The organism is Leclercia sp. AS011 (assembly GCF_037152535.1).
Lineage (GTDB): Bacteria > Pseudomonadota > Gammaproteobacteria > Enterobacterales > Enterobacteriaceae > Enterobacter.
Genome location: NZ_JBBCMA010000002.1, coordinates 60,388 through 73,806 on the forward strand (window position 1 = coordinate 60,388; position 13,419 = coordinate 73,806).

At 51.9% G+C, this 13,419-nt stretch carries 9 protein-coding genes and 1 tRNA gene; 7 read left to right on the forward strand and 3 right to left on the reverse strand.

Annotated elements, in window-relative coordinates; all coding sequences use genetic code 11:
* Positions 1-4 precede the first annotated feature (4 nt).
* A complete protein-coding gene (locus WFO70_RS12770) occupies positions 5-1,618 on the forward strand; it encodes a glycoside hydrolase family 43 protein (protein ID WP_337016704.1) in 1,614 nt (537 codons plus the stop codon).
* A gap of 4 nt (positions 1,619-1,622) precedes the next feature.
* On the opposite strand, the gene WFO70_RS12775 is transcribed toward WFO70_RS12770, so the two are convergent.
* The 3 genes from WFO70_RS12775 to argL all read right to left on the reverse strand — a co-directional run bounded on the left by WFO70_RS12775 (position 1,623) and on the right by argL (position 3,853).
* Positions 1,623-2,381: an IclR family transcriptional regulator gene (locus WFO70_RS12775; RefSeq protein ID WP_337016705.1), complete on the reverse strand. Its 759-nt coding sequence runs from the start codon at positions 2,379-2,381 to the stop codon at positions 1,623-1,625.
* 192 nt (positions 2,382-2,573) lie between these two features.
* Entirely contained in the window at positions 2,574-3,578 is a 1,005-nt protein-coding gene (gene argF / locus WFO70_RS12780; protein WP_337016706.1) for an ornithine carbamoyltransferase, read from the reverse strand.
* The gene (gene argL, locus WFO70_RS22515; RefSeq protein ID WP_442913093.1) at positions 3,548-3,853 is read right to left on the reverse strand and encodes a putative translational regulatory protein ArgL; all 306 of its coding nucleotides are present in this window, start codon (positions 3,851-3,853) and stop codon (positions 3,548-3,550) included. Before argL ends, argF begins: the two co-directional genes overlap by 31 nt.
* On the opposite strand from argL, the gene rraB reads away from it, so the two are divergent.
* From rraB to WFO70_RS12810, 6 genes are all read left to right on the forward strand, one after another.
* Positions 3,743-4,168: a ribonuclease E inhibitor RraB gene (gene rraB, locus WFO70_RS12785; RefSeq protein WP_032616269.1), complete on the forward strand. Its 426-nt coding sequence runs from the start codon at positions 3,743-3,745 to the stop codon at positions 4,166-4,168. The genes argL and rraB overlap by 111 nt on opposite strands.
* A 41-nt stretch (positions 4,169-4,209) precedes the next feature.
* Entirely contained in the window at positions 4,210-4,968 is a 759-nt protein-coding gene (miaE, locus tag WFO70_RS12790; RefSeq protein WP_337016707.1) for a tRNA isopentenyl-2-thiomethyl-A-37 hydroxylase MiaE, read from the forward strand.
* A 34-nt stretch (positions 4,969-5,002) separates the two neighbouring features.
* Positions 5,003-5,734: a topoisomerase II gene (locus WFO70_RS12795; protein WP_337016708.1), complete on the forward strand. Its 732-nt coding sequence runs from the start codon at positions 5,003-5,005 to the stop codon at positions 5,732-5,734.
* 103 nt (positions 5,735-5,837) lie between these two features.
* Positions 5,838-5,922 (forward strand) — tRNA-Leu (locus tag WFO70_RS12800).
* 572 nt (positions 5,923-6,494) lie between these two features.
* Positions 6,495-11,186, forward strand: a complete 4,692-nt coding sequence (locus WFO70_RS12805; protein WP_337016709.1) for a hypothetical protein — start codon at positions 6,495-6,497, stop codon at positions 11,184-11,186.
* Positions 11,183-13,414, forward strand: coding sequence for a hypothetical protein (locus tag WFO70_RS12810; protein ID WP_337016710.1), 2,232 nt, complete (start codon positions 11,183-11,185; stop codon positions 13,412-13,414). The genes WFO70_RS12805 and WFO70_RS12810 overlap by 4 nt, the downstream gene beginning before the upstream one ends.
* The last annotated feature ends 5 nt before the right edge of the window (positions 13,415-13,419 follow it).

Here is a 13,419-nt window from a genome sequence, read left to right on the forward strand (position 1 = left end):
CACTATGTACACCATTACCAACCCGATCCTGACCGGCTTCAACCCGGACCCGTCGATGTGCCGTCAGGGCGAGGACTACTACATCGCCACCTCGACCTTTGAGTGGTTCCCCGGCGTGCGCATCTACCACTCACGCGACCTGAAAAACTGGCGGCTGGTGAGCACCCCGCTGGACCGCGTGTCGATGCTGGATATGAAGGGCAATCCGGATTCCGGCGGCATCTGGGCCCCGTGCCTGAGCTACGCCGACGGCCAGTTCTGGCTGCTCTATACCGATGTGAAAATTGTCGATTCGCCGTGGAAAAACGGGCGTAACTACCTCGTCACCGCCCCGTCCATCGAGGGGCCGTGGAGCGAGCCGATCCCGATGGGCAACGGCGGGTTTGACCCGTCCCTGTTTCACGACGACGATGGCCGCAAATACTACCTTTATCGCCCGTGGGGGCCACGGCATCACAGCAACCCGCACAACACCATCGTGATGCAGGAGTTTGATCCGCGCAGCGGCACCCTGTCTCCAACGCGTAAAACCCTCTTCACCGGCACGCCGCTGTGCTACACCGAAGGGGCGCATCTTTACCGCAAGGACGGCTGGTACTATCTGCTGGTCGCCGAAGGGGGCACCAGCTACGAGCATGCGGTGGTGGTGGTGCGCGCAAAAACCATCGACGGGCCGTACGAGCTGCACCCGGAGGTAACGATGATGACCAGCTGGCATCTGCCGGAGAACCCGCTGCAAAAGAGCGGCCACGGCTCCCTGCTGCAGACTCACACCGGGGAGTGGTACATGGCTTATCTCACCAGCCGCCCCCAGCGTCTGCCGGGTATACCGCTGCTGGCCTCCGGCGGACGCGGCTACTGCTCGCTGGGGCGCGAGACGGGCATCGCGCGCATCGAATGGCGCGACGGCTGGCCGTACGTGGAAGGGGGAAAACACGCGCAGCTGAACGTGCCGGGCCCGCAGATGGTTGAGCAGCCCGCAGCCGCTCCTGCCAGCTGGCGGGACGATTTCGACGGCGAGCGCCTCGACCCGGAGTTGCAGACCCTGCGCATCCCGTTCGACGACAGCCTCGGCTCCCTGCGGGCGCGTAAAGGCTTTTTACGTCTGTACGGCAACGACTCCCTCAACTCCACCTTTACCCAGTCCACCGTGGCGCGCCGCTGGCAGCATTTCGCCTTCCGCTCAGAAACGCGGATGCAGTTCTCGCCGGTCCACTTCCAGCAGAGCGCGGGGCTGACCTGCTACTACAACAGCAAAAACTGGAGCTACTGCTTTGTTGATTATGAGGAGGGGCAGGGGAGAACCATCAAGGTGATCCAGCTTGACCACAACGTGCCGTCGTGGCCGCTGCACGAGCAGCCCATCCCGGTGCCGGAACATGCGGAGAGCGTCTGGCTGCGGGTGGACGTGGATAAGTTGGTCTACCGCTACAGCTACTCCTTTGACGGCGAGACGTGGCATACCGTGCCGGTAACGTATGAGGCGTGGAAACTGTCGGATGATTACATCGGCGGGCGGGGCTTCTTCACCGGGGCGTTTGTCGGGCTGCACTGCGAGGATATCAGCGGTGACGGCTGTCACGCGGACTTCGACTACTTCACCTACGAGCCGGTATAACGGCTCAGGCCGGGTAGCCCAGCGCGCGTGAGAGCTGGCGCCCGGCCTCCTGCAGCTGCTCACGAAAACGCGTCAGCTCGGCATCATCAACACGGGAGGTTAAGGTCGACAGGCTCAGGGCGGCGATAACCCGGGATTCATGGTTACGCACCGGGACCGACACGCAGCGCACCCCCTGCTCGTTCTCTTCGCTGTCGAGGGCATAACCCTGCTCGCGAGTTTGCGCCAGCGCGGCCATTAAGGCTTCGCGTGAGGCCAGAGTCGCGGGGGTAAAGGTGGTGTACTGATAACCCTCCAGCAGGGTGTTCAGCTCGGCCTCGCTCAGCCAGGCGATCAGCACCTTGCCGATGGCGGTGGCATGCACCGGCAGACGACGGCCAATACGCGAGTAGGCGATGGCCGCCAGCTTGCCTTCAATCTTCTCGATATAGACCCCTTCGCGCCCGTCCAGGATCCCCAGATGGGTGGTCTGCCCGGTGCGCTCCGACAGTTCCGTCAGCCAGTGCTTCGCCTTCTGGCGAATATCCATGGTGCTCACCACGAAGTGGCCGCGTTCGACCAGCTTCATACCCAGGCGATATTTACCGTTCTCCGGGTTCTGATCGATATAGCCGTGCAGTTGCAGGGTTTTGAGGAGCGAGTGGAGGGTGCTCTTGCTCAGGCCCATCTGTTTACTGATGTCGGTGATCTTAAGCTCGGTGGCCTGCTCGTTGAACAGGTCGAGGATCTGCAAGGCACGTTCAACAGACTGAATAATAGGCATAATGCTGGCATGTCCACGCTGGAATTGAGGCGAAAACGTACCTTTTTCGGGGTGAAAAAGCAATGAAATGGAGCCGGTGTTTTCCCTCACCCTGTGGGTGAGCGCCGCCGGGCCTACGGGTTGTGTAGGCCGGGTAAGCGCAGCGCCACCCGGCAAGAAGAGCGCACCGAATCAATAAAGTGGGAGAAAGGATCACTCCCCAAGCGTCGCCACCATCACCGCCTTAATGGTGTGCATGCGGTTCTCCGCCTGGTCAAACACCACGCTCGCCGCCGACTCAAATACTTCGTCCGTCACTTCCATCCCGCCGTGCAGATCGAACTCCTTCGCCATCTGCTTGCCGAGCGTGGTCTGGTCGTCGTGGAATGCCGGCAGACAGTGGAGGAACTTCACGTCCGGGTTGCCGGTGAGCGCCATCATCTGGCTGTTCACCTGATAGCCACGCAGCAGCGCGATCCGCTCCGCCCACTTCTCTTTGGCTTCGCCCATCGACACCCACACGTCGGTATAGATAAAGTCTGCGCCCTTCACGCCCGCCGCCACGTCTTCCGTCAGGGTGATCTTGCCGCCGTTCTTCTCTGCCAGGACGCTGCACTCCGCCACCAGGCTCGCTTCCGGCCAGCAGGCTTTCGGGGCCACCAGACGCAGATCCAGCCCGGTGAGCGCCGCTGCTTCCAGCATCGAGTTACCCATGTTGTTACGCGCGTCGCCGGTATAGACCAGCACCATCTCGTTGAAGGCCTTGCCCGGGAGATGCTCCTGCATGGTGAGCAGGTCCGCCAGCAGCTGGGTCGGGTGGAACTCGTTGGTCAGCCCGTTCCACACCGGCACGCCAGCAAATTCCGCCAGGGTTTCGACCACTTCCTGACCATGGCCGCGATACTGGATGCCGTCATACATCCGGCCCAGCACGCGAGCGGTATCTTTAATTGACTCTTTATGCCCAATCTGGCTACCGCTCGGCCCGAGATAGGTTACGCGCGCGCCCTGGTCAAATGCGGCAACTTCGAAAGAGCATCGGGTGCGGGTTGAGTCTTTTTCGAAGATGAGCGCGATGTTTTTGCCAGTAAGCTTCTGTACTTCAGTCCCTTTTTTCTTATCGGATTTCAGCTGTGCCGAGAGGGCAAGCAGGGAGGTGAGCTGTGCAGGGGTAAAATCGAGCAATTTCAGGAAGTGTTTTTTATACAGTTCAGACATTTTATCCTCACATGGCAAAGGCCACTTATTGAATTAAAATTCACTTTATCTGTATCAATATTCACTTGCAACCCCGTTTCACAAATCTTTCTTACAAAGGTGGAGGCAAACACATCCGTGTGTGAAAATAGAAGTATCTGCCGCACTTTAAAGAGGAACGAGCCATGGCAAACCCAGAACTGCTGGAAGAACAGCGCGAAGAGACGCGACTGATTATTGAAGAACTGCTGGAAGACGGCAGCGATCCGGATGCGCTGTACACCATCGAGCACCATTTCTCTGCGGATGATTTCGAAGCGCTGGAAAAACTGGCGGTTGAAGCCTTCCGTCTGGGTTACGAAGTGACCGAGCCAGAAGAGCTGGAAGTGGAAGAGGGCGACACCGTCATCTGCTGCGACATCCTGAGCGAAGGCGCGCTGAAGGCCGAGCTGATCGACGCTCAGGTTGAACAGCTGATGGACCTGGCCGAACGTTTTGAAGTGGAATACGACGGCTGGGGCACCTACTTCGAAGACCCGAACGGCGAAGAGGGTGACGAAGACGACGACGAAGATTTCGTTGATGAAGACGACGACGGCGTGCGTCACTAAGTGTTATCGCGGCAGCTTCGGCTGCCGCTTCAGGAAAAACAATGGATTACCCGCAGATACTCGCCCCTGTTCTCAACTTCCTCCAGTGCCTGACCCCGCAAGCGTGGATTGATCAAGCCCGCGACCCGGACAACCTGCCGCTGCTGCTCACCGACCATATGGTGTGCGAACTCAAAGCCGCCCAGACCGCGCTGTTATTAGTGCGAAAATACGTTGCCGACGAGAGCGGTGCCGACGCGCTGCTCGAGTGGCTCAAGCCCTACGAAGCTTTCACCTTCCGCGAAGGCCCGGAACCAGACTTTGTCGCCCTGCATAAGCAGATTGGCAAAAGCGTGATGCCCAAGACCGACGACCCCTGGGGCCAGGCGCTCATCGACAGCATGGTGCTGCTGATTAAAGAGGAGCTGCACCACTTCTGGCAGGTGCGCGAGGCGATGCTGGCCCGCAACATCCCCTACGTCAAAATCACCGCCAGCCGCTACGCCAAAGGGATGCTGTCCGCCGTGCGCACCCACGAGCCGCTGACGCTGATCGACAAGCTGATCTGCGGAGCCTATATCGAAGCCCGCTCCTGCGAACGCTTCGCCGCGCTGGCCCCGTTCCTCGACGAGGAGTTGCAGAAGTTCTATCTGTCGCTGCTGCGCTCTGAGGCGCGGCACTATCAGGACTATCTCACCCTTGCCCAACAGGTCAGCGATGACGATATCTCTCCCCGCATACAGCTTTTTGGCGAAATAGAAGCCACACTGATCTCATCACCGGACAATGCGTTTCGCTTCCATAGCGGCGTGCCGGTGTAAACCGGCATAGCTAAAGGATCAAGGATGCGTAACGATGAGAAGAGCGTGGACACGTATAGCAGGGGTAGCGGTGATCTCCGCCGCAGTGGCCTTCTGGGTTTATTACGACAAGCAGCGTCAGCAGAACACCCCCGAACATCGACTTGATACCGTCCTTAACGCCATGCCCTCCTGGCAGGTGCTGAGAGAGCAGGACCCCCGGTTTGTGGCGCGCATCCGCGAGCAGATCCTCACCATGCAGAAAGCGGGGGAGTCTGAGCAGGAGATCATCGACGTGGTTCAGCCGCAGATCCTCGAGCTACAGATGTCGCGCCTGCAATATGCCCCCGACGCCAATGCGGTGGCCTGGATGACCATCAACATGGAGCAGACCGCCGCCATTCAGAAGGTGAGTGACGACGCCTGTTTCCGCTTCTTATTCCCGGGCGTGAAGGGCGGCGTCAACCCGATGCGGGTGCTGGATAAAGGGATGATGCAGCGCCGCCTGCAGGCCGACGCCGACATGATGCGCGCGGGCTGGGGTAAAGATCGCCACACCGTGACCCCGGAAGAACACGCCGCCGCCGTGGAGGATGTGCGCCCGATTATGGACACGCTGGCTGATGACTACGGGCAGGACATTCAGCTGCTGGTGATGCCGGAGAACGCGGTAGGCAAAGAGAAGCTCACCTGCGAACTGGTGCAGGCGATATGGGGGAAGGTGCTACAGCTGCCGGAGCAGAAGGCGGCAAGGGTGATTCGGATGGCGGTGACCGAGCAGGATTGAAGGGGCGCTGTTTTTTTGGGCACTTAGCGCGGTTTAGCGCGTCGCCGCTTGCATGGCGGCGCGCGACAGGTATAATCCACAACGTTTCCGCATCCCCTTCAGTGCCGAAGTGGCGAAATCGGTAGACGCAGTTGATTCAAAATCAACCGTAGAAATACGTGCCGGTTCGAGTCCGGCCTTCGGCACCAAAAGATGCAAAAATTAAGTCGCTTAAGGGCGGCTTTTTTTGTGTCTGAGATGTATTGTTATTAAGGAATTTCTCAGTTCATCTATTTCAGCTTCATTCTATTTAAAATAATTTATTAATGCGAATATATAATATCTCGATAATTGTTATAATTAGTTATTATAATCCCCAGTAAGTTATTTTTATCTTTATAAAAGACATAAATGCAATGAATTTTTAACTTCTTGCCAAATTAATTAACATTTAAAAGCATAATTCAGATGTCATTTCCCCGGGCTGCATGATTTTTATATGAATTTTTCATATGTGTATTGCAGATGTTTTCCATCCTTTATGATCTACTTCCCAGTAAATGAATTAATTAAATATTAAATTTTCAGAAGCCAGGTAAATTTTTTAACTGTTTAAGTTAACTCATTAATTTGTTGAATTAATATTAAAGAATCTTCGGGCTATGTAATGATGGATTTTATCAGTTAGTGTGATAACTTCGCGGTGTTTTTAATTTATTATTGATTTCGATTAAAAAATACATAGTTAAAAATCGCAGGCAGAGCTTTAGAGGAAGGAAAAATGAAAAGATGGACTATTGAAGAAGATTGTAAATTACTCACCTTGACACGCCAACATTTTTCGTCATTGCTCAAGCATAAGCGGTTGAATGTTACGATGCCATTTAGCCAGCTACTTTACACAGCATTTGACTCACCTGACCGCGATGCCGCAGCATTGCTGTATCGCCTCGAACAGGCAAAAATCCTGGGGTTTGCCAGCCGTCCTGGAGGCGATCCCACTAAACAGTTATTTCGCTGTCTGATAAACAATGATTTGGCGCTATACGATTACACCCTTACCTTTCCTACTCTCAGAAAAGCATTGCATCCAGATACCGTTGCGGCAGCGCTAAACCACTTCACGACTAGCAATCCACATGAACCTCTGTCCAATACTATCAATGAAATCGCGACAGCCTTGCATCTTGCCCCCATGCAGGTGGAAAAGATTCTGATCGACAGCGGCCAAATAACCATCAATAGTCACCGTAAATGTGAGCGTGTTGGAGAGAAAACTATCAATAATAACTTGCAAGATCTCATCTCCAGGCAAATTCCTGACATAACGCTGATTAAAGAGATTAACGACTGCCGCGCCCAAGTCTCTCAACTTTACCACGTACATGAACGTGATGGCGCTGAGGTTATTTTCAGTTCCGACGGCACGGGGTTCGGCAAAAGCTATGGCGTGATTCAAGGGTATGTTGAATATCTGGAGCGTTTCGCCAAAACCCAGCAGCCAAATTATCTGTTTCCCGACGGCGGCTTTACCAACCTGTTATTCATGTCGCCGCAAAAATCACAAATCGACCTGGACAGCAGCCAGAAAGAGAAAATTCTGGCCGCTGGTGGCGAGTTCATTTGCGTTCTCTCTCGTAATGATATTGCCGACCTTGATTTTATAGACTGGGCCTCTGGCCTGAAAAACCGCGAGCGCTATACCCGTTGGTATAAAAATGCCAATAATAACTCCCTTATCAGTGTTGCTATGCGTTCACTTAATCACCTGGTTTCGCAGATTGATCGTTGTGAAGAACAACTAGCAACATTCAATAGTCAGCATACGGATTTTGATATAGAAATAATCAAAGACCAGCTAAAGAACTACCGTCATAGTCTTCGCAACACCATTGTATCGGCCTGCAAGTCATTATTCGAACGGGGTAATGGTGAAACGTCGATTCAAGAATATATTCGCCGCGGACTGCTTGCTCGCAGAAAGCGAGAGCTTAACGCGATGCAGGGAAAACCTGTTTCAAAAATGAGCGTATACGAAGTCTACTTCGAGCTTATCAAGCAGGTATTGCCTTTCGAAGTGTGTCAGTACCGCCCATCGGTGCTGTTAATGACCACCAAAAAATTCGATACATCAACTTATCGCCTGACACCTCGTAAACGAGGCGAAGGTGTGAATTTTGAGCCCGTAGGTTTTGACCTGCTCCTTGGCGGCAAGCTGAGCCCCAAAGATCCTCAGATCAGCACCGTTGCGGCTGTAGGCCACGCCGGGCAGGTCGCTTACCTTCGCGATGAACATTTCAAACGTAATCCAGACTGCCCTTTTCGACGCAAGAATATCCGCTTCACGGTGATAATCGATGAACTGCATGAAGCTTACACCCGCCTTGAAGAAACGTGCCATGTGAAACTGGTTACACAGGAAAATAATCTGGCGCACGTTATTTCCGTCGCGGGACGTATTCACAATGCGGTACTCAGCCTAGAGAGCCGGAACAAGCCCAAAGAAGCGCAAACGACCTTTGAGCAAGAGATGGTCAAATTCATCACCATCCTGCGAGACTTACTGGCGAAAAAGTGCGAATTATCATCCGGTACGACGCTGGGATCGATCCTGGAGATGTTTCGTGACCAGTTAGGGGCATTTGAAGTCAACGGCGACGCCGCCGAACGCATCATCTCAATCACCCGCAATGTATTCAGCTTTAATCCCAAAATGTACGTCAATGAAGAAGGGCTGAAACGCATTCGTATGCGCAACAGCGAAGGCGACATAACGCGCACCGAGCTGTATTACGAAGTCGAAAATGATGCCAGCGACACCAATCCCACCCTGCACGATCTGTTCCAGTTGGTCTCCGTCATCCTCTCCGCCTGTTCTGATATCACCAACCGACACTTTAAGCGCTGGGTAAAGAATGGCGGCCAAGACAACTCCAGCAGCCAGAATACGCCTTTGGGTCAGTTTGTTGACGCAGCCAATAACGTAGCCGGTGTGGTGCGACATATCTTCGATCGCACCACCGATAAAAATTTGTTGATTGATCATTTCTACACTTACTTGCAACCCAAAACCGTATTCACGATGACGCCGATAGCTGAACTCAATTACGTGAACAGGGGAGCCGAGCGCACAATTATTCTGGCGTTTGAAATGGATCTGGTACAAGAGTTGCCCGAAGCCATGCTGCTGCGTTTATTAACCGGCACGCACAATAAAGTAATTGGGCTTAGCGCCACCAGCAGTTTTAGCCACACCAAAAACGGTAACTTCAATCGTCGCTTCCTTGCGCGCTATAGCCGCGACCTTGGCTACCGGATCGTTGAACGCGAAAAGGCAGATATCGATACGCTTAAGGCATTACGCAGGTTGAGGGCCAGTATCCGCAACGTCGACTTCAGGGTGTTCGATGATAAGCAATTAAAATTGACCGATATCTACCAAAATTGTGAAATCTATCGCAGGACATATGACAACTTTTTCGACGCGCTGAAGAAACCGCTGGAACACGACCTGAAAAATACCTATAAACGGCGTCAGTGCCAGCGGGAGCTGGAAGCGTTACTGCTTGCCGCCTACGAAGGTAAAAATAGCCTGATTTTGTCACTTTCAGGGACATTTAAGCGGGCCTTTATCAGCGCCTGGCGCACTTATCAATCAGCCTGGCGTCAGCAGTACGGCATGCATTCCCGATGCGATGAAAAAATGGATAACGGTAAGAAACATGACCAGATCCTGACCTTTACCCCATTCAAAGGACGTCACACTGTCCATTTGGTCTTTTTCGATTCCCCGCTGGCCAATGTCGAAGATATCAGGCAAGAAACCTATCTCCAGAACAGCAATACCGTGCTGGTATTTATGAGCAGCTACAAAAGTGCAGGCACTGGCCTCAACTACTTTGTTAAATACCATGACGGCGATATTAATGATATCAATGCACCACGTCTGGATGTCGATTTTGAGCGCTTAGTGCTCATCAACTCCTCGTTTTACAGCGAAGTAAAGGACAACAGCGGCAACCTCAATACATTACCTAACTACGTTACCGTGCTTAAACACTACGCCGATGACGATATTACCGTCCACAAGCTGGCCAATTTCAACGTTAATTTCGCCCACGGCGAAAACTATCGCCTGTTAATGGCCGAACATGATATGAGCTTATTCAAAGTCGTCGTGCAGGCCGTAGGCCGAGTCGAGCGTCGCGACACACTATTGAAAACAGAAATCTTTTTACCCCGAGATGTATTCAGTAATGTTGCATTCCAGTTCGCCGCTCTCAGTGAAGATAGCGGTAACGAGGTAGTATCAGAAAGCATGTCCTTGCTTAACCACCGCCTCATGGAGGAGTGCGAAAAGCTGAGTCAGAGCCAGTCATTTAGTGATGCAGAGCAGCGGCATGCGTTTGAACAGGCTATCGTAGAAAATGGTCTCCGCATCGATGCTGTTCATAAGCGAGTTCTGAAAACCGACTGGATAAATCAGGTACGCGCTGGCAACCTTGAATATCTCGAATTGTGTAATTTATTCCGCGATTCTGACTCCTTTACCGATCCCCTGCGTTGGTTGGAAAAACTTCAGGCTAATTCCTTGTATGCCGCCAATCGGCAAATGCAATCTATCCACCACGCCTTGTTTATCGATCGCCAACAAGGGAATCAAACGATTTTACTTTGCCACAAACGCGGCCCGGATGGACTTGTCCACAGAGATTATTCCGCCCTGTCGGATTTCGCTGGCGGCGCAAGAGTGTATCGGCCAGAGCTCACCCTCTTTCCGCAGTATAGAAACGATGTCGATTTTACCCCCGGCAACCTGGTCGGCGAGTTGATTCGTGAATGTGACAATATCCAGGAAACGGCATTCAAAAAATGGGTACCCAACCCCAGGCTAGTTCCGTTGCTCAAAGGCAATGTCGGTGAATATCTCTTCGATAAAGTGCTAAAAAGCTATGGCGTTACCCCACTTTCTGATCAACAGGTGTTTGAACGCCTTGAACCGCTAGTATATGAGTTTTTTGACCGCTTTATTGAAGTGGGTAACGACCTGCTCTGCATCGACGTTAAACGCTGGGCGACGCAGTTGGACGATTTAACGCGGGCAGAAGAAACGCTTGAGAAAAGCAACAACAAGATTCGCCAGATCCGTAATATCACCAGCCAAAAGGCAGATACAGAGGGGCAGAAACAGCTTCAGGCTGTGCTGGCAGGCCGTTATGAACGCATTCGATTTCTCTATCTGAACGTCGCCTACAGCCAGAACCCCAATAATCTGATGTGGCAAGATAACGTGGATCACACGATCCACTACCTTAACCTGTTGCAAACCGACTACCAGTACTATCAGCCCAATAATCGAGAGAGCGGACGAGCTCAGGAAAACTCGAAACTGAGCATGACATTGGAAATTAACCCAATGTTACTAACCCTGCTGGGTGTAGAAAAGTTGCCGACTAAAGGAAAAGTATCATGATCCCTAATCTGAATGAACTGACGGATACTCCGATTGCCCGAACCAATTTGATCAAGCTTGAAGAAGATCAGCTGACGACCATCCAGCGTCTATTGGCCCCTATATCTAATATCTATACGATAGACTTTATGGTTCAGCGCTTTACTAAAGAGCGAAAAGAAAAATTCGCTGATTACTATGCGCGAATTCATCAGGAGGTAAAATCTTGCGTGCGGCAGAAGCTTGGGCTGGAGGCCGGGCAGGAGGTAAAATATGAGCTGCATTGCTTACCAAATTACCATCACGTCTTTTTTTTCCTGGCGCCTGCAACCAACCCGAACAGTCAGGCTCATAGGACGTTGGCAGAACGTATTGAAACGCTTTGTCAGCAACTCACCGCTGAAAATCATGACCTATCTCGCCTGATTCAGGGATTATTTAGCCTGCATTTGAAAATGGTAATGCTGGAAAAAGCCAGTGAGCGCTTTTCGGTATCGCCGACTTACTTCAACTCAACGCTTTACCTTAACGCTCGCCTGAGTCAGCCAGTCACACAAAAAAAAGGCACCGGGGTGATGGAAGCCTTTGAGCTCGACATTTATGCCTCAGAGTATAATGAACTCGCTTTTACCCTGCACAAACGAAAATTCCTGGTCGAACCGGCGGATGAGATGCACCTATCCCTGGACGATACCAGCGTGTGGTTTAGCATCGATAATCGTCGGCTTAAAGCTCGGCGCAAACTTGATGCCCGTGATAGCAAGCTGGATTTTTTTCGTGAACGCAGCGGTTATGGCGAATGCCAGGCCTATACCTATAACGTGGTCATGAATGCTGCCTGCGAGCGGCTCAGTGAACTAGAGATCCACCATCAACCTATCCCATTTCAGGCTACACACGAGGTCAATCAGTTTGCTACCGACCTCGATCAACAGCTGGCTAATACGCTGTTGGTGGTTAATAACGGCGTCGAATTCAGCGCCACGCAAGAAGCTTATTTCTTTGACGCATTAGCCAACCAGTTCCCCGGGTATAAACTCTGGCCGCTGGCATCGCTTAAACATTCTCAGCAAACCAGATTTGCTGGGCTGCCTGCCAATACATCTATTCTTGTACTCAATGCGGTAGATGAAGAACGAAGCAACAGCATCCGGCAGCAAGAGAATGAATCTCTTGAGTACAATGATTTCTATGCAGCCTTTGCCGACGTCCGAAAACAACCTGAATTCAACTGGGATATTTATACCCAGCTTAAGTTAGATCGTTTGCAAGGGTGGCTAAATCAACAACCGCTGCCTGTGGTTTTACAGGGAATGAACATTGATCGAAAGTTGTTGGATTCGATTGATTTTATTAATGAACAATTGGTAAGCAATCCTGCGCAATACGAAATCGATCTTACGAAACCTCACAGTCGTCTCAAGTCAGCAGTTACCTTATTAAAAAGTAAGGTTCGCCGAACAAAAACCGAGCTATGGTTCAAAGAGAGCTTACTCAATCAACATAACATACCACTGCCAGAATTGGCGGAGGGGCACTATACCGCCTATGCAGTACGCAAAACAAAAAGCTATCTCTCCCTGCTTGGATATGTTGAACTAAAAATAGAGCGCGGCCAACTTAGGGTGGTTGATACCGGGATCGCTGAAGGTGAATTCGAGTATCTATCTGTTGATCATCCACCTCTGGGACGACTAAAGAAATTATTCGACAAAAGCTTCTATCTCTACGACCACACAGCAGATGTGCTGCTTACCACCTATAACAGCTCCCGCGTGCCGCGCCTGATTGGTCCGGGGCAATTTAATATCGTGGACTCATACGCTTATCAGGAACAAGAAAAAGCGCTGGCAGAGCGTAAAGGTGAGAAATTTAACGGGTACACCATCACCCGCTCAGCAAAATTGGAGCAAAACGTACTGCCCTATCTGATATCACCGGGCCGCTCAAAACACGACTCGCTGACCAAAACGCAAAAGATGAAGCATCACCATATTTACCTGCAACCGCATGAGAATGGTGTGTTTGTTCTGGTAAGCGATGCTCAGCCTACAAACCCTACTATTGCACGGCCTACCCTGGTAGAAAATCTGCTGATATGGGATGCCCAAGGTAAGGCCGTAGATGTATTTAACCACCCGTTAACTGGTGCTTACCTCAATAGCTTCACCCTGGATATGCTCAGGAGCGGTGAAAGTAGTAAGAGTTCGATTTTTGCCAAGCTTGCCCGATTGATGGTGGAGAACTAACAGGA

Bases quoted from the DNA above. Each gene is read 5' to 3' on its own strand.
- miaE (WP_337016707.1), top strand. From the start codon at position 4,210: ATGGATTACCCGCAGATACTCGCCCCTGTTCTCAACTTCCTCCAGTGC.
- WFO70_RS12775 (WP_337016705.1), bottom strand. From the start codon at position 2,381: ATGCCTATTATTCAGTCTGTTGAACGTGCCTTGCAGATCCTCGACCTG.
- argL (WP_442913093.1), bottom strand. From the start codon at position 3,853: ATGGTGCTCGATGGTGTACAGCGCATCCGGATCGCTGCCGTCTTCCAG.
- WFO70_RS12805 (WP_337016709.1), top strand. From the start codon at position 6,495: ATGAAAAGATGGACTATTGAAGAAGATTGTAAATTACTCACCTTGACA.
- rraB (WP_032616269.1), top strand. From the start codon at position 3,743: ATGGCAAACCCAGAACTGCTGGAAGAACAGCGCGAAGAGACGCGACTG.
- WFO70_RS12770 (WP_337016704.1), top strand. From the start codon at position 5: ATGTACACCATTACCAACCCGATCCTGACCGGCTTCAACCCGGACCCG.
- WFO70_RS12795 (WP_337016708.1), top strand. From the start codon at position 5,003: ATGAGAAGAGCGTGGACACGTATAGCAGGGGTAGCGGTGATCTCCGCC.
- WFO70_RS12810 (WP_337016710.1), top strand. From the start codon at position 11,183: ATGATCCCTAATCTGAATGAACTGACGGATACTCCGATTGCCCGAACC.
- argF (WP_337016706.1), bottom strand. From the start codon at position 3,578: ATGTCTGAACTGTATAAAAAACACTTCCTGAAATTGCTCGATTTTACC.